Origin of the sequence: Aquimarina macrocephali, assembly GCF_051627225.1 — a bacterium.
Taxonomy (GTDB): domain Bacteria; phylum Bacteroidota; class Bacteroidia; order Flavobacteriales; family Flavobacteriaceae; genus Aquimarina; species Aquimarina macrocephali.
In genome coordinates this window covers 3874565-3895050 of record NZ_CP151795.1, presented here as the reverse complement: position 1 = coordinate 3895050, position 20486 = coordinate 3874565, and the positions used below count along the sequence as shown (strand labels likewise).

At 32.6% G+C, this 20486-nt stretch carries 21 protein-coding genes; 12 read left to right on the top strand and 9 right to left on the bottom strand.

Annotated elements, in window-relative coordinates:
* Positions 1-177: 177 nt before the first annotated feature.
* The 6 genes from AAFU52_RS16940 (at position 178) to AAFU52_RS16915 (ending at position 4609) form a co-directional block, all read left to right on the top strand.
* A complete protein-coding gene (locus AAFU52_RS16940) occupies positions 178-1254 on the top strand; it encodes a sensor histidine kinase (protein WP_438422767.1) in 1077 nt (358 codons plus the stop codon).
* The gene (locus AAFU52_RS16935) at positions 1251-1937 is read left to right on the top strand and encodes a LytR/AlgR family response regulator transcription factor (protein WP_438422766.1); all 687 of its coding nucleotides are present in this window, start codon (positions 1251-1253) and stop codon (positions 1935-1937) included. Before AAFU52_RS16940 ends, AAFU52_RS16935 begins: the two co-directional genes overlap by 4 nt.
* A 175-nt stretch (positions 1938-2112) precedes the next feature.
* A complete protein-coding gene (locus AAFU52_RS16930; protein ID WP_438422765.1) occupies positions 2113-2688 on the top strand; it encodes a Crp/Fnr family transcriptional regulator in 576 nt (191 codons plus the stop codon).
* A 68-nt stretch (positions 2689-2756) separates the two neighbouring features.
* The gene (locus AAFU52_RS16925) at positions 2757-3326 is read left to right on the top strand and encodes a sugar O-acetyltransferase (protein WP_438422764.1); all 570 of its coding nucleotides are present in this window, start codon (positions 2757-2759) and stop codon (positions 3324-3326) included.
* Position 3327: 1 nt separating this feature from the next.
* On the top strand, positions 3328-3624 hold the full coding sequence (locus AAFU52_RS16920; RefSeq protein ID WP_024770225.1) for a SemiSWEET family transporter: 297 nt from the start codon (positions 3328-3330) through the stop codon (positions 3622-3624).
* Positions 3617-4609 carry a Gfo/Idh/MocA family protein gene (locus tag AAFU52_RS16915; protein WP_438422762.1) on the top strand — a complete coding sequence of 331 codons (993 nt, stop codon included), beginning with the start codon at positions 3617-3619 and terminating at the stop codon, positions 4607-4609. The genes AAFU52_RS16920 and AAFU52_RS16915 overlap by 8 nt, the downstream gene beginning before the upstream one ends.
* A 40-nt stretch (positions 4610-4649) precedes the next feature.
* Here the strand turns inward: AAFU52_RS16915 and AAFU52_RS16910 are convergent, their stop codons facing one another.
* Positions 4650-5777, bottom strand: a complete 1128-nt coding sequence (locus AAFU52_RS16910) for a helix-turn-helix domain-containing protein (protein WP_438422761.1) — start codon at positions 5775-5777, stop codon at positions 4650-4652.
* Between the two features lie 154 nt (positions 5778-5931).
* On the opposite strand from AAFU52_RS16910, the gene AAFU52_RS16905 reads away from it, so the two are divergent.
* The 3 genes from AAFU52_RS16905 to AAFU52_RS16895 all read left to right on the top strand — a co-directional run bounded on the left by AAFU52_RS16905 (position 5932) and on the right by AAFU52_RS16895 (position 8691).
* Positions 5932-6480 (top strand): type II toxin-antitoxin system RatA family toxin, encoded by a 549-nt coding sequence (locus AAFU52_RS16905; RefSeq protein ID WP_438422760.1) that lies wholly within the window; start codon positions 5932-5934, stop codon positions 6478-6480.
* Between the two features lie 10 nt (positions 6481-6490).
* Positions 6491-7360: a VOC family protein gene (locus tag AAFU52_RS16900; RefSeq protein ID WP_438422759.1), complete on the top strand. Its 870-nt coding sequence runs from the start codon at positions 6491-6493 to the stop codon at positions 7358-7360.
* A gap of 119 nt (positions 7361-7479) precedes the next feature.
* The gene (locus AAFU52_RS16895) at positions 7480-8691 is read left to right on the top strand and encodes a bifunctional alpha/beta hydrolase/OsmC family protein (protein WP_024770230.1); all 1212 of its coding nucleotides are present in this window, start codon (positions 7480-7482) and stop codon (positions 8689-8691) included.
* 86 nt (positions 8692-8777) lie between these two features.
* Here AAFU52_RS16895 and AAFU52_RS16890 read toward each other — a convergent pair whose 3' ends face one another.
* On the bottom strand, positions 8778-12047 hold the full coding sequence (locus tag AAFU52_RS16890) for a M36 family metallopeptidase (RefSeq protein ID WP_438422758.1): 3270 nt from the start codon (positions 12045-12047) through the stop codon (positions 8778-8780).
* Between the two features lie 413 nt (positions 12048-12460).
* Between AAFU52_RS16890 and AAFU52_RS16885 the strand changes: the two genes are divergently transcribed.
* Both AAFU52_RS16885 and AAFU52_RS16880 read left to right on the top strand, forming a co-directional pair.
* Positions 12461-12943: a YdeI/OmpD-associated family protein gene (locus AAFU52_RS16885; RefSeq protein ID WP_438422757.1), complete on the top strand. Its 483-nt coding sequence runs from the start codon at positions 12461-12463 to the stop codon at positions 12941-12943.
* A 103-nt stretch (positions 12944-13046) separates the two neighbouring features.
* Positions 13047-13640, top strand: coding sequence for a superoxide dismutase family protein (locus AAFU52_RS16880; RefSeq protein WP_024770233.1), 594 nt, complete (start codon positions 13047-13049; stop codon positions 13638-13640).
* Between the two features lie 48 nt (positions 13641-13688).
* Here the strand turns inward: AAFU52_RS16880 and AAFU52_RS16875 are convergent.
* The 5 genes from AAFU52_RS16875 to AAFU52_RS16855 form a co-directional block, all read right to left on the bottom strand.
* Positions 13689-14923, bottom strand: a protein-coding gene (locus AAFU52_RS16875) for an IS3 family transposase (protein WP_438422755.1) whose coding sequence is annotated in 2 segments (ribosomal slippage) — positions 13689-14587 and positions 14587-14923 — 1236 coding nt in all. Because the reading frame shifts where the segments join, the coding sequence is not laid out codon by codon here.
* A gap of 115 nt (positions 14924-15038) precedes the next feature.
* Positions 15039-15998 (bottom strand): hypothetical protein, encoded by a 960-nt coding sequence (locus AAFU52_RS16870; RefSeq protein ID WP_438422754.1) that lies wholly within the window; start codon positions 15996-15998, stop codon positions 15039-15041.
* A 223-nt stretch (positions 15999-16221) separates the two neighbouring features.
* A complete protein-coding gene (locus AAFU52_RS16865) occupies positions 16222-16833 on the bottom strand; it encodes an alpha-ketoglutarate-dependent dioxygenase AlkB family protein (protein WP_024770235.1) in 612 nt (203 codons plus the stop codon).
* Positions 16820-17065 carry an Ada metal-binding domain-containing protein gene (locus AAFU52_RS16860; protein WP_024770236.1) on the bottom strand — a complete coding sequence of 82 codons (246 nt, stop codon included), beginning with the start codon at positions 17063-17065 and terminating at the stop codon, positions 16820-16822. The genes AAFU52_RS16865 and AAFU52_RS16860 overlap by 14 nt, the downstream gene beginning before the upstream one ends.
* A 1-nt stretch (position 17066) precedes the next feature.
* Positions 17067-17780 carry a 2OG-Fe(II) oxygenase gene (locus tag AAFU52_RS16855; protein WP_438422752.1) on the bottom strand — a complete coding sequence of 238 codons (714 nt, stop codon included), beginning with the start codon at positions 17778-17780 and terminating at the stop codon, positions 17067-17069.
* 300 nt (positions 17781-18080) lie between these two features.
* Here AAFU52_RS16855 and AAFU52_RS16850 point away from each other — a divergent pair, with 300 nt between their 5' ends.
* Positions 18081-19265, top strand: coding sequence for an LETM1-related biofilm-associated protein (locus AAFU52_RS16850; RefSeq protein ID WP_438422751.1), 1185 nt, complete (start codon positions 18081-18083; stop codon positions 19263-19265).
* A 1-nt stretch (position 19266) separates the two neighbouring features.
* Here AAFU52_RS16850 and AAFU52_RS16845 read toward each other — a convergent pair whose 3' ends face one another.
* Positions 19267-19890, bottom strand: a complete 624-nt coding sequence (locus AAFU52_RS16845; RefSeq protein WP_024770239.1) for a hypothetical protein — start codon at positions 19888-19890, stop codon at positions 19267-19269.
* A gap of 4 nt (positions 19891-19894) precedes the next feature.
* On the bottom strand, positions 19895-20389 hold the full coding sequence (locus AAFU52_RS16840; protein ID WP_438422750.1) for an RNA polymerase sigma factor: 495 nt from the start codon (positions 20387-20389) through the stop codon (positions 19895-19897).
* Between the last annotated feature and the right edge of the window lie 97 nt (positions 20390-20486).

Sequence of the window (20486 nt, the reverse complement as noted above, 5' to 3'; positions counted from 1 at the left end):
ATTAAAATGGTTATCAATAGTTTACAACAAAATGTTACCTAGGTAAAAACTAAGTTACCTACTTCAAAATCCAAGATGTCAAATGTATTCCTACCAAAATCTTTTGGTTTTGTACCAAAAATCAAGAGTACAGCACTTTTACAAAATCGATTCAACAATTATCTATACTTTTGAATTGTGAGCATACCACAAATAACTTTACAACGATGGATCGAGGTCTTCCTGAATATTCTATTCTGGATTGCCGCTGTTGCTATTTTATTATTGACTACCGAGATAGGAATAGTTGAAAATACAGTAGAAGATGTAGATGGTGTCATAGTACAGGAAACCATAGAAATGGGGATTTTTATTCTTCCAAATTTTATAGGAATGATAAGTATTATTCCTTTCTTTTATATCGTCACTTTTTACTTAACTCCAAGATACTATTCGTCTAAAAAGTACCTGGTTTTTTCTGGTTTACTCCTTTTAGGTTTAGCCGATCTTCTGTTAATTGAGTTGGGAGTTGTATATCTTCAGAATACGACGTTTCATACTATGATGATACGATTTTTTATATTTTATAACCTCTTTTTTATTATTGCTGCAGTGGTCTATGGAATGATAAGACATCAACTAAAAATGGAAACACATCAACAAACATTAGAAAAAGAAAAGATAAGCGCCGAATTACAATTGATGCAATCGCAGATCAATCCACACTTTATGTTTAATGCATTAAACAACTTATTAGCGATATCAGAACGTTCAGAAAATGCTGAGACTTCTTCGGGAATCACTAAGTTATCTGATCTACTACGATTCATGATTTATGATACTCAAGCAGAACAAGTATTACTTTCTAAAGAAATTGAATTTATAGAAAACTATATTGCTCTTCAAAAACTAAAATATAGTACCGAAGATCCTTTTGAAATTTCATTTAGTACAGAAACAAATGATGAAGATCCAAAAATTGCGCCTACACTATTAATTCCATTTGTCGAAAATGCTTTTAAACATGGCCTTGATATCCAGTCCGACTCTTTTATTCATATCAAACTTGGGCTTAAAGATAACCTACTATATTTGGAAGTTAAAAACTCAAAACATCACCTTAAAAAGACCGAATTCGAAAAAAAATACTCTGGTATCGGCTTAGAAAATGTAAAAAAACGCCTGCATTTGATCTATCCAAATCAATATAATTTGGATATCAGGGAAGATGAGCATATCTTTTATGTACTATTAAATATTAATCTTACCACATGATCACCGCTGTAATTATAGACGATGAACCTAACGCTATAGAGTTATTGCAGGGCTATATCAAAAAATTATCTTTTGTAGAATGCATTCATAGCTTTAGAAATCCTATTGAAGCATTAGTGTTTTTAAAAGAGTACGATGTAGATTTAATATTTCTGGATATCAACATGCCTCAATTATCGGGGATTTCTTTTATAAAAACACTAGAAAATCCTCCTAAAATTATATTGACAACAGCGTATTCTGAGTATGCCGTAGAAAGTTATGAATATCAGGTTACTGATTATTTATTAAAGCCCATTTCATTTGAACGTTTTCTGAAAGCAGTACTTAAAATTAAAGACACTATTGAAGAACCAAAATTAGAAGAAGTAGCCAATGGTATCATCTATATAAAAAGTGGTCAACAACAATTTAAAACTAAGATCGAGGACATTTTATATCTTCAAAAAGATGGTAATTATATAAGCTATATTACTAAAGATAAAAATATTCTGGCCAGACAATCGATTAAAAATGCCCTGGATGAATTAGGAAATAAGTTTATACAGATTCATAAATCAACTATTATTAATGTAGATCATATTTCGGCTTTTGATTCTCATTCGGTAATAATTAAAGATATAAAATTATCTGTTGGGCAATCCTATAAAGTAGTCTTTCAAAACTATGTGAAATCTACATGAACACAAACTAATCTCTCTATATTTCTTATAGTTTTTAACAATTAAAGAGCTTTGATCAAAGCTACTTATGTTCAAAACGGTAAAAGAGATATACCAAATTCGTTTATTATACAAAATAAGGTAAGGGATAATACTAAATTCTTACTTTTGGAAATAAGAACTATACCTTAAAAACGTGGAAAAAATTATATCTAGTATAAAAAGTATGTATGCTGTAAGCGATGCTTCTATAGCATCTTTAACAAGTAAGATGACAAAACTAGATCTTCCTAAAAAGCATGTACTTATTAAAAGTGGGATGGTTGATAAGAATTATTATTTCATAGAAAAAGGGTTGACTCGTTCTTATTGTATTATTGATGGAGAAGAAGCTACTACCTGGTTTAGTAAAGAAGGAGAATTAGCCTTTTCTATGTTAAGTTGTTATGAAAACAAACCGGGTTTCGAATATGTAGACTTATTAGAAGATTCTGTTATATACGCTATTCCTGTACATGAATTAAATTTATTGTATAAAACCAATATTGAAATTGCAAATTGGTCCAGAATAGCACATCAAAAAGCTTTTCTTGATCTAGAATTACGACATATTGCCCTGGCTACACAATCGGCTAAGGAACGCTACGATACTTTTACTCAAGAGAAATCTGATTTATTTAAACGTGTAAAACTAGGCTATATCGCCTCTTTTTTAGGAGTTACTCAAGTTACTTTAAGTAGATTAAGAGCTAAACAACATTTTTTAACATAGGTAAAAAATATTCTTCTAAAACAAAGCTAATTTTGTACGGTCGTTATTTAATTTAAGAAAACATGCATATGACCGAAAAAGAAAAAATGCTGGCTGGTGAATCCTATGATACGAGAGATCCAGAATTAATCGAAATGTATCATAATGCCAGAAAATTAATGCAGGTATACAATGCTCTGGATTCTACAGATACCCAAGGTAAAAAACAAACACTATCAGATTTATTAGGACATATTGGAGATGGCGCATGGATCGAACCTCCTTTTTTTTGTGATTATGGAGTGCATATTTCTGTTGGAGAAAACACAGTAATAAATACCAATTGCATGTTTATCGATGATAATACAATAACCATTGGAAAAAACGGGCTAATTGCGCCTTTTGTTCAAATATATACGGCAAAACATCCTGTAAAAGCCTCTGATAGAATACAAAACTCTGGCAATGCTCCCTTTACTACATTAACGAGTCCTGTAAAAATTGGAGATAACGTATGGATAGGCGGAAACAGCGTTATATTACCCGGAGTTACTATCGGTAACAATGTTACCATAGGAGCAGGTTCGGTAGTAACTAAAGATATTCCTGATAATACATTAGCTTTTGGAAATCCATGTGCAATCATAAAAACCATATAAAATGAACTTTTTACAATCTATACCAGAATCAATATTTGAAATTATCGGTTTTTCTATTGGTTTTTTTGTTTGCGTTATAACTGCTATTCAAATCATTAAAGAATATAAATCAAAACAATCTAGTAGTCTTTCACCCGGTTATGTTATGGGTTGGCTATTTGTGTATTCATTTTGGGCTATCTATGGCCTTCGATTTGAAGCAGTCGCTTTATGGACTACCAATAGTCTTGCATTATTCTTGCAAATCGGTTTATGTATAATAGTATTCAAAAAGAATAAAAAAATTAAGCATGTCTAAAATTAAAATTGGAATCATAGGGTATGGCAATTGGGTTAAAGACGCTTATATACCAGCTCTTACATATGACGGAAGAGCCGATATTGTTGCCATTTCTGCAAAAAGTGATACTACCATCGCAGCTATCAAATCACAATTTGGAAATACCATTGATGTATATAGTAATTATGAAGACTTATTAAATTCACCCTCGATTGATGCCATAATGATTGCAGTTCCTGATGCTTTACATGGTAAAATTGTAATGGAAGCATTAGATTCTGGTAAGGCTATTTTTTATGAACCTCCTATTGGTCATACCAGAGATTTGATACCAAAAGTACTGAAGAAGTTGATAAATGCTCCACAAATTACACATGCCGATCTAGAATTAGGACTTATTCCTGTTATAGCAGAAGCAGCTAAACTTATAAAAAATAAAGCTATTGGAAAAACACAAACTGTAAGTATTGATTTAAGGTCTAATTGGGGACCTGAACCCGATCAGGATACAACAAACATTAATCGCTTATCACTCTGGTATGTTCATGTTCTTAACATTTTACTAAATGCTACACCAAAACGTGTTCTTATTATGGATGGTCAAGGAACCGATGGAAGACGACAAAGTCGAAGTACTGGTCTTTTTGATTATAACAGTATTTGGGGTGAATTAAAAGTTAATATAGATAGTGTAGATAAACTGGTAATTACGGTAGAGATTATTGGTAGCAAAGGAGATATCCAAATAGATATTTTAACAGGAGAACTGAAATTAAGAACTAAAGAAAAATCTTTAACAGAACATTTCCCTGCATTACAACCTTATGCAGACTGGCCCGGAATGAGAGAATCAATAACTCATTTTTTAAATGCTATAGAAAGTGGAAATCCAAGTTTTGCAAATGCACATCTGGTTGCAGAATTACAAGCTATAGGTATGGCTTCTGAAGAGTCTAAAGATACTGGGAACTGGGCCGTAGTAAAAAGTATGGTATCTGGGTAATATTCATATTTCCATTTTAATCTTCTGAAGTAATTAAAAATTAATTTGTAGTAGCATCGTGTTTCTTAGCACCTTTACCAAGATATTCTGTTGGAGTCATCGAAGTTACTTTTTTAAACGCTCTGTAAAAACTGGTTTTACTACTAAACCCGCACTCTTCTCCAATAGCCTGAACGGATATTTTCTGTAGTGCTCCCGATTGCAGCATTTTTTTAGCCTTCTTAATACGATGATGATTAATAATTTCATAAAAGTTAGAACTCATTTTCTCACTCAATACCTGTGAGATATGGTGAGATGGTACATCAATAGTTTTTGACAGATCTGCAATTTTGAAGTTAGATATTAGATACCAATCTTCATTTTCAAAAAATGTCTGTATTTGTTGTTGTATCTCCAGCGATCGCATTTCAGATAATGGTGATGTTTTATATTTTTTCCCTTCCAACACAGGGAGAATTTGCTTTATATCCACAATCCAATATCCTAGTAATAATATAGTTATTGACATTAATCCAGAAAGAATAATTTCTGCGGTTATTGCTGAAGCTCCTGTAAGTAAAAAACCTGTTTGTAATACGATTTCTGTAAAAGCTAAAATCATTAACAATACACCAAATCGTTTTAATAATATACTATTCTTTTTATCTTTTTTATACATCATTACTAAGGTTGCCAACGCATAGAACAACAACAAAATCAAATGTAAACTTGCTTGTAACCAATCAGAAAAGGCTACTGCACCACCAGGTAAAATATCATAATAGTATTGTATAATTTCTTGCTTTTCTTCAGAACTCCCTAAATATCTGGGAAAAAGAAGTATCAACATCATTAAAAAAGGCAAAAGATGAATACTATCTCTTTTCTTTAATCTAAAAGAAGAATCTCCATAACTCTTCACAAATAAATAAAAACAGGGGCCTACCAAAAATAACAATGGATATCCAATCCCCAACATATGCGGCCATTGCTTGATCAGTTGAGTAGTAAACAATAAATAGGTAAACAAATGTTGTATAAGTCCAAAAAGAGCTATCGCGAGAAAATATCTCGATTGTTTAAGTGAAGTACTTTTCAAAATAACCAAAACAACAAAACTACCAACGACAATTACTCCTCCTAATAGAAAAGTAATTCCAAATGCAAAAGACTCTATACTATTCATATCATAAAAATAGTACTACTTAATTAAATGAAAAACTGAATTAGATAGAATATATAACAAATGAGTTTCAATTAATTAAGTGTTCCCTATTTTCAAGGCTTCCCGTGATTTTCTCAGGTACTTTTATGATGTAGAAACAATAAAACAAATAGTCATGATACGTAAAATTTTAAAAGGAATAGCACTATTTCTAGTACTCGATATTGTCATTATACTTGTATATGGTTTTGTTCAATATCCAAAAGCCAAAGGTGTACAACACTTTACCGCCGAACGAATCATTAATGCTCCCAAAGATCAGGTTTGGGAAGTAATTTCTGATGTAGGCAACTACCACAAAGTAACGGCCCCCAGTATTAATCATGTCGAGATTATTGAAGGAGAAGGTTTAGGTATGAAACGTGTTTGTAGTGCACCAGATGGAAGCAGTTGGGAAGAAACCTGTACATTATGGAATCCTGGTAAAGAGTTTCAGTTTGTTGTAAACACTCAAAAAAAAGACTACCCTTTTCCTTTAAAATCATTATCCGGTTCCTGGAAATTAGAAGCAATAAGCGCTATGCAAACCCGTCTTTTTCTAGATTTCTCTTATGAATTCAAGAGCCCTTTCCTAAGTGGATATTTCTTATCCATGGGAACAGGACAAGCTGAAAAAGACACTGAGTTTTTATTAAATAACTGGCAGAAAATAGCAGAAAAATAAAATCAATATCATGAAAGCATATATCACAATACTTATATTTTTAATATCCTCACAAATTGTATTTTCTCAACAAAAAATCCCAGATTGGTTTGTTAAAAACATGGAGCAATCCATAGGGAGCTGGATTACTGATAATGAAACATATAAAAGTAAAAATGAACCCTTTGATCAGTATGGTATGGATTGGGAATGGGGAATCGGGAAACAAAGTATCACAGGTAAACTCTATGGATTAATAAATGGAAAAAAACAGGGAACCTTTTGGAAATTTCGTCAATATTGGGATTTTTTCAAAAGCCAAGGTATTGTCGCTCAATATGGCAGTGATGGTACGGTTGGAATCGGCCCTATGACTCAAAAAGAAGGAAATCAAACTGAAATGATTCAGGAATTCATAAGCCCCAATGGTAGTAAAAATGTTCACAGGCATCTTTCTAGTTTAAAAGAAGGAGAACTTATCACCACCTCATTCGACATTCAATCCGACAAAACATGGAAAAAAAGAAGGTCGTACATTTGGTATATAACCAAAAATATAAAAAACATGGATCTCGGTATTTTTTCAATTTCATTAGCAGTAAAAGATATTAAAGCTTCTAAAAGCTTTTATGAAAAACTAGGTTTTACAATGATTGATGGTAATTTGGATCAAAAATGGGCTATCCTTAAAAATGGAAATTCAAAAATTGGTTTGTTTCAGGAAATGTTTCCTAGCAATACATTAACTTTTAATTCTGAAAATGCCCGGGGTATTCATAAAAAGATAAAAGGAGAAGGAATTACAGTTACAATGTCGAATGGTATGGATAAGAAAGAAGGACCTGTATCTTTTATGATTACGGATCCTGATGGAAATCCTATTTTAATTGACCAACATTAAAAAGGAAATTTAATACAAGAACCTGTTGATCCCTTAATTCCTTGCAGGTTGAAATTATTAATACTTAAAATGTTATTTTAAAGTAAAAAGTTCGACCTTTAATACAAACTACCATCTATATGAGTCTTTCTAAAGTTACTTTTATCAATGCTGAAGGTCAATCACTATCGGGGCGTTTAGAGCTTCCTGCCGATCAACATCCCCATAATTTTGTATTATTTGCACATTGCTTTACTTGTAATAAGAATCTAGGTGCGGTACGAAATATAAGTAGAGGACTTACTTCTCAAGGATTTGGAGTACTGAGATTTGATTTTACCGGGCTCGGAGAAAGCGAAGGTGATTTTGAAGACACCAACTTTTCTGGTAATGTCGAAGATCTTGTAGCCGCAGCAGACTTTTTGGCAAAAAAGTATAAAGCTCCTACTCTACTTATTGGGCATTCTCTTGGAGGTGCCGCTTCAATATTTGCAGCAGCAAAGATTGACACTATTAAAGCAGTTGCAACGATTGGAGCTCCTTCTAACCCAAAGCACGTTGCACATTTACTAAAAAGCGGTTTAGAAGAAATTCAAATAAACGGAAAAGCTACAATCAACCTAAGTGGGAGGGATTTTACGATAAAAAAACAATTTTTGGATGATTTAGAAACCAAATCACTTCCTGAAGTTGCAAAACATTTGGATAAAGCACTTCTGGTAATGCATTCTCCACAGGATACTACTGTACCTATAAAAAATGCTGAAGAAATTTATCATGCTGCAAAACACCCCAAAAGCTTCGTAACCTTAGATGGAGCAGATCACTTGCTGATGCGGAAAGAAGATTCTATGTATGCCGGAAATGTTATTGCAGGATGGTCCTCTCGATATATTGAAATTCCTGAAGAACCAAGACTTAAAAGCCAACACCATGTAGTTGCCAGTTTAGGAAATGCTGAAGGGTATACAACACAAATGAAAGTTGGAAATCATTATTTGATTGCCGATGAGCCAGAAAGTGTAGGAGGTCATGATTTTGGGCCATCACCCTATGAGTATGTATCAGCCGGATTATCTGCCTGTACAGCTATGACCATAAAAATGTATGTTGCCAGAAAAGGGTGGGATTTACAGCATGTAGAAGTACATACCAGTTATAGTAAATCTCATATGGTAGATTGTGAAAACTGTGAAGATCCAACAGCAAAAATCGATACTTTCGAAAGAGAAATAAAGATCGAAGGAAATCTTGATGAAAAACAAATTACCAGAATCCTACAGATCGCAGATAAATGTCCCGTTCATAAGACCTTGCATAGTGAAACGCAGGTCATTACTACTTTGATTTAAAGATCAATATCACCAAATTTAAATACATCTATAAAACAAAAAAGACCGTTCTTTCGAACGGTCTTTAGTATTACTCTACAAATCAGTTATTCAATAATAAAGCGTTTTATTGTATCTTTTTCTTTCTTTTCAGAATTTTGGATTCTAAGTATATACATACCAGCACCCAAGCGATCAAGATTGATAAAACCATTATTATTAAGCCTTCCTTCTCCAACTACTTGTCCCATAATATTTATAACAGAATACGATGTATTTGATATTTCTTTGCTAGGAACAAACACTCGAAGTAAGTTTCCTTTCTTCAATGGGTTTGGTGCGATTCTAATGGTTGATACATCACCTTCATCTTCATCACCCAGAATAGGTGTCATATTTCCAAATCCTGCTACCATTTCTGCTGCTAATGCTCCACCACAAGATCCTTCATAAATCTTCACATTAGAGAATATTGAGTTATTTCCGCTTCCTGCATCGTTATCATTGATAAATACTAAACGATCCATACTACCTGTATAAAAATCACCTACAGGAATAACATATTTCTTAGTACCACTAGCATAATTATCAAAGTTGGTTACTCCATAATTTTGAGTTCCATGTACTTTAAAATATCGTGTAGAAGTCAGTGTGTTATCATTTTCAAAACCAACTGCATGAATCTCACCTTGAGAAGTACTGCTAAAATCAAATTCTATTACTGTATTAGCTGTAACGGTATAGTTAAGACTAATATATTTCCAGGTATTATTCTGCATAGATAATCCTGCTCCCCCGCTTACGATTGAGAAATTACCTGCATTATCTTGGTTAGAGAACGCATTAATCTGGAAATCATTAAAATTCAACGCATCACACACCGGAGGGTTTGTCGTACCATTTTGAATACTTACTGCATCTATTGCAATATCACTTTGCCAACCGCTAGTACCACTACCTGTAACTACATTAAATCGTAATTGTACACTTGCATTACCTGCATATGCCGATAGATCAACATCTGCTGTATTCCAACTGGTACCCTGAGCACCTGTTTTAGAGAATACGCTTGTCCAGTTTCCTGTATTATTGGTTCTTGCTTCTACTACTAAAGTATTTATTGCACTTCCTACCATATGGTATTGGAATGCAAGTTTAGGAGTAGTTAAACTACTGAAATTTAAACAAGGTGAATTTAGTATAGCTCGTTTGTTAGGGAATCCCGTTCCATTACCAGAAGCTTCTACATAAAGGTAGAAAGTACCATCTGCTGCGCTACTTGGTCCGGTTCCTGTAGATGGAGTGGTTCCAGAATTTCTGGTCCAGTTTAAGTCATCTCCAGATGTTGTTTGTGCCCATTGTCCTAAATTAGTTTCAAAACTTTCTGAAAAAGGAAATGAAGTCACATCACCAGAACAATTACCTGTTCCTGGATCTGTGCCATCACAAGGATTCACAAAAGAAACAGTTTGATCTGTATTACTATTAGAACCACCATTATTATTTTCGTTAGCATCTTTCCCTACTCCACGTGCTGCAAATGCTTTCCAAATCAAGCACTTATATTTTTCGTTATACAAATCTTTGTCTGCCTGAAGAATTCCATCTCTACCCGAAACAAATCCTGGGTTATTAGCTGTATTCTTTAATCCTTCAATAACAAGGGCCATAGCAATATTATTCCCACCTGTTCCATTATAAAAATCCGCATCAAAACCTTCCTGATCTATTAAAGCCCAGGTCATATCCCAAAGAATGGTTGCAAATGCATAACCAACTCCATGTGGTACACGTAGGTTATTTATATCTCCATAATCTGTACTGTTAATAGATGTATCTGTAGAATATCGAGTTGGTCTAATTCCGTTTCCAGAAGTTGGTTGGCCAAGCGCATATGTACCAACACCTCTTCCATCTGTACCTACATCACCTGCTTTCATGGTCAATATTAATCCAAAAAAGTCAGACCAGCCTTCTCCCATTTGTTCAGATCCTCCTAAAACATTAGAAGAAGGTCCTCCTACTAATCGAGTAGAAATACCATGACCATACTCATGAGCTATAATTCCATTATCAAAATCCCCATCTCTCTTAGGGTTCGTTTTATTCCATAAGAACATTTGCATTCTTGGGTTACTTCCATCTGGTGGAGTACCGAAATTTGCATTATTGATACAATTGGTTCTTGGATCATTACAAGTAACACTACCATCTTGTGCATCTGCATTTACAGAATCGCTTCCTGCCCCGCCTTTACCATAGTTGTTTTCCTGAAAATTTCCACTAGCTTCATTAAAGCCATATTGATAGAATACATCATGTATTATATTATTCCAGTAAAATAAATTGGTTATAGCAGCATCTCTATAGTTGCTAGGGTCTTGATTAAGATTTAATGGAAAATTAAAATCAAGACTTGATCCTCCACTAGGAGAAGCACCTGTACCATTATTTCCGTTAATATCATCCTGTGCCCATACATTATTACCTCTTGTAATGGTATGTTCTGCTCCATTACTTCCGTTAGTATCATGCCATCCAAAAGGAGATGCTGTAGTATTTGCTGGATTTGTAACTACAGAACGGCTACCATGTATTGGGCTTTCTACCGGCATTGCAAGTACATTATATGAGTCAGGAGCCAAAGCTGCCGTTGGTGCTTCTGCAACTGTTACTACTGCTTTGGTATCCATAAGTACAGATTCATGATTGTGTGACCCGTGATCAGCACTTTCAAAACTACACTTAACTACCCAGTTATCTTCATATATAATTTCACCTGTCGCAGCATCTACAAAACTATTCCACCAGTTATGTCCGTTTTTCTCATAGAGACTCACATTCCAACTTAGACGTAATTCGTTATTATGCAATTTATAGACTTTTCTAACTTGAATAGGTTCGTTATCCCCTGTAATTCCAGAATCTGTAAATTGTGAAACATCGTTTCCATTAGATTTGCTTACAGTTTTAGATAATCTTTTAGCAGAAGGCAAGTTATGCGCCCTTATAACCGCATTTATTGCCGAAATCTCTGTAGAAGATGCTTTAGTAGAAGTTACTTTTGATTTTACTCCTTTAATAAATTGATCAATTTCATAAGTAACTTTACCATTATTAACCGTTAACTTAAAAGTTCCATCTACAATAGGAATTCCATTATAAAGCTGATTAACATATACATGTGTTAAACCAGGTTTTAATGAAGGAACCTCATCTGTAATTCTCCATTCTGAAAAATCAGTATTTAAAGTTTTTGAAGATTCATTTTTAGCAATATCGCTAAAGTGATTTCGAACTAGCGTGTTCGAGTTCTGTGCAAGAATTGTTTGCCCTATTAAAAATAATAGAATGACAAACGAGTAACCTTTTTTCATAAAAAAAATTTTTGAGTTTGTGTTCTATAAAATTAACAAAAATTAAAGCATTTATATAAACAAATGAGAATGTCTCACGAAACACACGAAATTTAACAAAAATATTGAAATATGTTTAATACAGACACTAATACACTTTTTGTCACAAATAATACTTTGCTCAACTATTATGAATACTGGTTCTATGATTAAAATATTTTTTATCTAAAACTTTACTAAAAAAAAGGGAAGAATAAGAATCCCTTTTTAACATTACGGAAAAAGTGTCGAATTTAGTATTGAATTTTTCTATAACTAACGTTAGTTATCTATACTAAATATCAAATTTGATTAACACTATTAAATAAACATTAAACAAAATATTCTTAAATTGAAGCAAATTTTGTTTTGTATTTTCGGTAAAATCATAGGCTATGAAAAATCAATTTTTTGAAACTTCACTCAATTCTAGTCATAGTATTATTGTGCCAGATAAAATTGCACAATATCTTATAGAAGAAGGGCATAAAAGAGTGATTGTAGAAATTACTTTCAATACAGCATCAGTACGATTTCATGCAGCTTTACAAAAATGGAAAAGCAATTATCATATTACTTTTAATAAACAAAATCAAAAGAAACTAGGTGTTTTCCCTACAGATTTTTTTAAGGTTGCCTTACACGAAGATACTACCAAATACGGAGTAGAGATGCCAGAAGAATTTGATGCTGTTTTACAAAGTGACCTGGAAGCTTTAGATATCTTTGAGTCTTTGACCGATGGAAAAAAAAGAAGTTTAATTTACTATATTCTAAAAATAAAAAATTCTCAATCCCGAATCGATAAAGCTCTAATTATCACTGAAAACCTAAAGCGAGGTGTGCGAGATAATAAAGAACTTCTCAAAAGAATATAATTTACGTATTATATAATGCTTCGGTATTTCCTATCCAAATTCTTTGTCATAAACTAAAACTACATTATATTACGTTTGTAAATGACATACAAACCATAAAACTATGAAAACGTTAAAATTGGTAGTGTTAGCTTTCTTATCTATAGCTGTATTTGGTTGTAAAGGAGAAAAGAAAGAAACTACAGATCAAGAGAACACCAAAGAAAATGTAGATACTACTACAGATCAAGAAGAAGAGGATAATGCAAAGACCTTAGAATTTACTCTAGAACCAAAAAGTGATAGTAAAGTTTCGGGCAAAGTTATTTTTACCGAATCTGAAGGTATGGTAAACATGATAGCAGAATTAACAGGACTAGATGAAGGAGAGCATGCTATTCATATTCACGAAAAAGCAGATTGTTCATCGGCAGATGGTAAATCTACAGGAGGGCATTGGAATCCAACAATGGAATCTCATGGAAAATGGGGTGCCAAAGAAGGATATCACAAGGGAGATATAGGAAACTTTAAAGCTGATGCAAGCGGTAATGGCAATATCACTTTTGCTACTAATGAATGGTGTATTGGTTGTGATGATGATAAAAAGAATATTGTAGGTAAAGCAATTATTGTACATAAAGGTATTGATGATTTTACTTCTCAACCTTCTGGTGCCGCAGGTAGCAGAGTGAGTTGTGGTGGGATTATCCAATAAAATTTATCTTTGAGTCGTCCTAAAATAGGTTGACAGTTTTTTAATAATTTAATTCAAACCATTGAATCTAGCTTCAATGGTTTTTTTGTTGTGTATAAAGTTAGGAGTTTTATAATTAAGACTGAAGTGCGGTCTTTTGTTATTATAGGTGTAAATTGATTCTTTGATGAGTTGCTTTAGTTCTCTACCATTTTCACAAGTATATATTAAAAATTCTCCTTTTAGCGTACCATTAATTCTTTCTGCCAAAGCATTCTGATAACAATCATATCCATCGGTCATTGATGGTATTATATTGTTGAGTTGTAATTCTTTTTGATAAACTATCGAACAATATTGTAATCCTCTATCAGAATGATGGATAAGCTGTTTATTAGTTACTCTATTTTTAGTTGCCATTTTGATTGCCTTTACAACATTTTCTGCACTCATATCATCACTGAGTTGATATCCCATAATCTTTCGGCTATAGGCGTCTGTAACTAGAGATAAATAATGAGTACGTTCTCTGCTTTTGATATAAGTAATATCACTAACAAAAAATTCTTCTGGCCTTGAAGCTTTACTGTCTTTCATCAAATTAGGGTGTTTTCTAAGCCAGTGCTTAGAGTTTGTGGTTTTTGTATAATTTTTCTTTGGTCGTATCAACAGGTGTTCAGATCTTAAGTAATTAAAAAGTGCATCTCTACCCATTTTTATACCTAATTTGGATATCTCTACTTTCAGTAAATAATATAGCTTACGAGTGCCTAATCTTGGCATCTCCATTCTTATAGATCGAACTAATTCTCCTATTTGAACAAGTTCTTCTGCTCTTTTAGCTTTACGTTTTTCTAATTGATAGACAGCTTGTCTTGTGATCCCAAACAATCGACAACAACGCGATAAGCTTAATCGATGGTCTTGTCTGATTCGGTGGATGGTTTGGGAGAAAACTTTTTTCTGATAGAAGTGCCATACTGTTGATCAGAGATATCAATCATAGTGTTAAGAATCTTATTTCTCAACTTCTCATCCGATAATTCTCGCTCTAAACGTTTGATCTTTTGGGCTGGAGTCTCTTTAGATTTTGGCATGTGATAACGAATTGGCTTGCTCCAGTCTAAGGTACCATGTTTTCGTAACCAAACCAAAACAGTACTTCTTCCCTGGATACCATAAGCCTTCTGGGCTTGTTTATAGGTCATCTCGCCTTTTTCTACTTGGGATACCACTCCCAATTTAAAACCTAAATTGTAATCGCGTTGAGTACGCTTCTTGTTAGTGTTTCCTGAATCTTTCATAAATAAGTCAATTTTGTGTCAACTTATTTCAGGACGGGACACTTATATAACAAAAAAGAGGCTATTTTCAGAATAGCCTCTTTTTTGTTATATACCCTACAGGTTTACGTTTTTATCACTCTATTTGATAATCTTTCCATGTATTGGCAAAGCCTTCATCAATGAGCCATACTGCTTCATTTTTATTATCTGGATAAGTCTCATATGAAAAGATATTTTTAGAAACTTTATTACCTAGCCATCCCGAAGTCTCTGATATAGGAAGTAGTTCTCTGGATGTACCATCTACTCTATATGCTAAGGCAGAAGAAAAGAATAATTTTATTAATTCATCTGATTTAGCTAATGGAGTAAAATGATCTGCATTAGGCTCAACAACATAACTCCAAAGTCCATTTTGAGCTCTATTTGTTTCAACTACTTGTTTCATTATAGTTATACCTCTACTTGGTGTATCCATTTCGGCAATCAGCATTAAACCTGGTATATCCTTACTTTCGTTTTTTGTAGATATGGCCCATCCTCTAATATTAGCAAACGCGATTACACGATCAGGCTTAAAAGCTGAAAAAAAATAGCTAAACATTCCTCCTGCCGAATAGCCTTTCAATAAAAAAGGTAATGTTGTTACTTCTGGAATATTATTTTTTTCTGCAATAGCTTCAAGGGCTGTTAGAAGTGCTTGTCCACTACCCTCTTCTGCATTTGCATAGGTATCAAAAGCAGCTATAGAATTTAGTGTTTTTAACCGAACGCCAATAAGGCCAATATTATTATTTCTAGCATACTCTTGCCACGCCTCAGAATCTGCATTACCTAATCCATTACCATTAAAATGGGGCGTTATTACCAAAATTGCTTTTAAACCAGAAACGTCTGTTGGGTCCGGAACCCATAATCTAAATTCTGCAATATCAAAACCACCGGTGCTTTGTTGATTTACATGAAATGTCCAATCATCCAAAAATTTACCTGCAGGAATAGGTACATATGTGGTGAGATCAGTTTCAGATTTATCGCATCCAAAAACAAATACTATTAATATTAATACTGTAATATTTTGTAGACACTTCACACTTATTGTTTTTTCATCAATAAATAATTAAAAGCCGTTTAAACCCATTATTTATTAGAATTAAATAAAAAAGGAAATTACGGATAAAATATATAAAACTAACAAAACTTAATAGATCTTGCTCTTACTGATGTTTATAGAGTAAGAAATTGAGCATAAATCTTCTATTAAGGATATGTAAAGCCTTTATGCAATTAGTATTATTACTTGTTTACTAATATTCTCATTTTTCTACTATCGTTCTAAATGTCAGATTAATTCTTGGAGTGTTTATCATTTTTGTGGGAGGTAAGCGATGCAGCCAATTAGTTTGCGTTGTATCTTTCATTATCAACAAACTACCATTTTCTAAAACCAATGCTCTTTTATCTTTTGTTATTTTATGTTTAAACGCAAATTTTCGTTCTGCTCCAAAACTCAATGATGCGATTGCTCCATTTTTTTTAAGATCTTTTTCTGCATCACTATGCCAAGCCATTCCTTCGCTACCAGTATGGTATAAATTAAGCAAGCAAGAATTAAATGTTTCATCTGTTTTTTGCTCGATAAGTTCTTTTAACTCTAACAGTTCTGGTATCCAGGGTAGTGCAAATTTTGTAGTATTTGAATACGTATATTCAAATGATTTCTCTGCATACCAGGCTACTTTACGTTTGGTTACAATTCGTTTACCAAAAATGATAGCCTCATCATTTTTCCATTCTATATTTTCTAGTAAGCGATTAAAATAATGATTGGCTTGCTGTGATGACATCAATTTACCATAATAATTTACAATACCATCATGGGGTAATATATTTTTCTCATGATCTATGATATGACTAAACAAATCCATTCTTCCATTTTTTATATTCACTTCTCATACAATGTCCGCATGGCCTGTATCCATGATTCTTTGCTTCATTTTCTGACAAGAAAAATACTCGGTTTTCTCGTTTCATTCTCTTTCCCGATCTACATTTCAAAGTTCCATAAATTTTGAGTTTTAGGTTACCTCCAAAGCAAATTTCTTTTTGCCTGATTTTTTTTCTTAAGCCTGTATTTCCTATTTCTTTGTGTAGTATCATTCTAACTAACAGCATCATGAAAAATCACTCCTAAGGTATATCTTTTACCATTATGTAATTCGCTCACTCCATGTTTCATATTTACCCTGTAATATCCTTTTGTTCCCTTTACAGGTCTAAAGTTAGTTGTAAAAATAAGCATATCTCCTTTTTTAGGCTGTAAAACAATAGCTTTAGACTGAGCTCTGGGAGTTTGTTGTGTTATTACAAATTCTCCTCCTGTATAATCATTACCTGATTTGTTTAAAAACAAAACAGTTTGGAAAGGAAAATACACATCTCCATATAAATCTTGATGCAAAGTATTAAATCCCCCTATTCCATATTTTAAAATCAATGGTGTAGGTTTTAGCTGATGATTAGCATGACACAATGTTTGTAACTCCCGAAATGTTTCGGGAAAGACTTTGTCTATTTTCAATACTTTCATCCACAAATTGGCAATTGGAGCAAGCTTTGGATATACACTTTCTCTAATAGCCTGTACAAGTTTTGGTAATGGGTAATCAAAATATTTGTACTCCCCCAAACCAAACCTGTATCGTTCCATCACCACAGTTTTGCGATAACCTGTGGGATTATCATATCTATCTATCATTTCTCTACATTGATTTTCTGAAAGAAATTCTGGGATAATCGTATATCCTTTTTCATTCATCTCCTCTGTTATTACTTGCCAATTTATAGTTTCTACTTTATGCTGTATTGCTTTCACTGGTTTTTATAATGTTTCGGTTCTTATAACTGTTTTTATTTACTCTTTTTTTTGAAACTATAAAATTCTTATAATTATCAGATTCTTAAAACCCATTTCTTGCGTTGTTGTTAATATCTATATAAATGTTTTATAACAACTCTCTATGCCTGAGTTCTGACATCTTTTGATATAACTCATATGCATATTTCATTACTATCATAGTGTATTAAAAATTTCACTTTTTCTAATACATTTTAATAACTTTTCAAAATAGCATTTCACCAAAATAAAATTAACTTTGCAACAAATTATTAATCAATGAATCCTTCGACTTCGGGTTGGATAGAAAAGTTTTTACGAGACCTTGATGGCGATCCCAATTTGCCTCAATGGTCATTTGACGAACTATATCTTGATTTAAGACGAGTAGGTTTTATCTATGGTACTTCTATAGATACCATTATAGTTAATGATTCGGATATTGTTTATTCTGAAGAAGAAAAGACAAAGATCAATTTATTCGCTGCACTAGTGATTACGTACTATGATACAATCGAAAATGCCGATAAAAATGATTGTGTTGATGCACTTGTGCAATTCTATGGTTTTTTAGATACCAAAAAATCTATTTTTTCTTTGGGCAACATATTACCGGGGAATAAAAATGAAAAGCTCGAAAAAATTATACACGCCCGTATACAAACAAATGAATCTCTTTTTAAGAAAAACTTCAGTCATCTACTAACTAATGCATTATTGTTTATTGATGTATTAGCTTTTGAATATTTTCTTATACATGATAAGAACCCTTTTGAGTATGCTGCCAAATTAGAAGAAACCCTAACAAATACTGTTTTTCTTGCTCTTAACTCTAAAAAAGAGCAAGATGAATATGACAAGCTTTTAGTTAAATTATTCTCTTCATCTGTACGATATACTAATATTTCTACAGAAGAAGAAGCTAGTTTTGATTATATAGAATTAGATCCATATACAGACGAAATTGAAAAAAAATATATTCTGGATCTTACCAGTCTGGCTGTTTGGAATGATAAAGAGGTAGATAAAGGAGAACAGAGTTTTATGCTGGCTCTGGGCACAGAACTTGAGCTATCCCATACGGTAATAGCAGAATCAATTGATTTGGTACAATCGTTCATTAATCAACATAAGGAAGATATTTCGTTTTTTAATTATTCGAATCCTGCATTACATTTTTACCAGCAAACCTCTCGAACGGTTAGTGTATTGATATTAAGAAATAAAAAGAGGCTAATTAAAGAAATCTCTGAAAGTAAAGACCTAATGATATTATTAGGACAATCTACAATGCGAGATTTATCTAAGGAAGAAAAACAACAAGTAAAAAAACAATTACTTGATATTTGTAAAACGATACCTTCTTTGGCTATTTTTATTCTTCCGGGTGGAAGTCTACTATTACCTTTACTGGTAAAATTTATTCCTCAGCTATTACCATCAGCATTTAATGAGAATAAATAACTTATATCTCAAGTTGTTTAAGTTCTCCATAATTTCTTTTCAACCTTCGGGTAAAAATTCCATAAATAACTCTGTAGAATAATGCTATTGCTCCTATAAATATTGATGTTACTAACAAAGTAACCACTACAACTAACCATACTGGCAATTGGTTTTTGACAGAATTGTTCTGAAATGTTTCTGTGAATATAAGTGCATAACTCATGGTAGCAACCATTGCTAATGCAAAAAAGCTAATGTTTACCCAGATATATTGTTTTACTGTTCTTCTTGTTTTTATAATATTTTCCATTAACACTTTAGCAGAATCGGTCGCCTTTATTTTCTTATAGTTTATATAAAAACGAGTAATAAAGTATATCAAAATACCGTAAGAAACAATCGAAGCTATCAAAGAGAATGACCCCATATCTACCTTTTCTACTTTCGAATACATTCCATTTAGTCTAAATACGACATCCAAAGAAGCCCATAATAGAAATTCTAAAATACTAATGATAAAAATCCATCTTACAATAGAAGAAGATTTTTTTAGAATCATTTTATATATTTCTTTATATGACAATCTGGGAAGCACATCTTCTTGCTTCTTCCAGTCCTTCTTTAATAGTTCTAATTCATCCATGGGGTTACGGATTTAGTATTTTTTTCAACTTCGTTTTTACTCTATTCATCTTTACTCGGGCATTTACCTCGCTAATACCCATGGTATCAGCTATTTCTCTATATGATTTATCTTCAAGATATAAGAAAACCAAAGCTTTCTCTATATCATTTAATTGTTTTACTGCTGCATACATTAGTTTCAGTTGTTGCTCAACTTCATCATCATATTCTTCAGCTTTTATCTTAAAGTTCATCGTATCAAGATCAGCTGTCTTAATACTTCTTTTGGACCTTCTGTATAATGTAATTGCAGTATTTAATGCAACTCTATACATCCAGGTGCTAAACTTAGCGTCTCCTCTAAACTTAGGATATGCTTTCCAAAGCTGAATCGTTATTTCCTGAAACAAATCATTATGTGAATCAGAATCATTGGTATATATTCTACAGACCTTGTGCACAATATTCTGATTTTGCTCAAGATTGGTTACAAAACTATGTTCTAATTCTTTATTCACTTTGGTCGGTTACTTCTTATATGTAGTCAAGAAAACGTTTATGTTACAAATAAAAATAAAAGTATGATAATTTTAGTCATAAATCCAAGTATTCTGT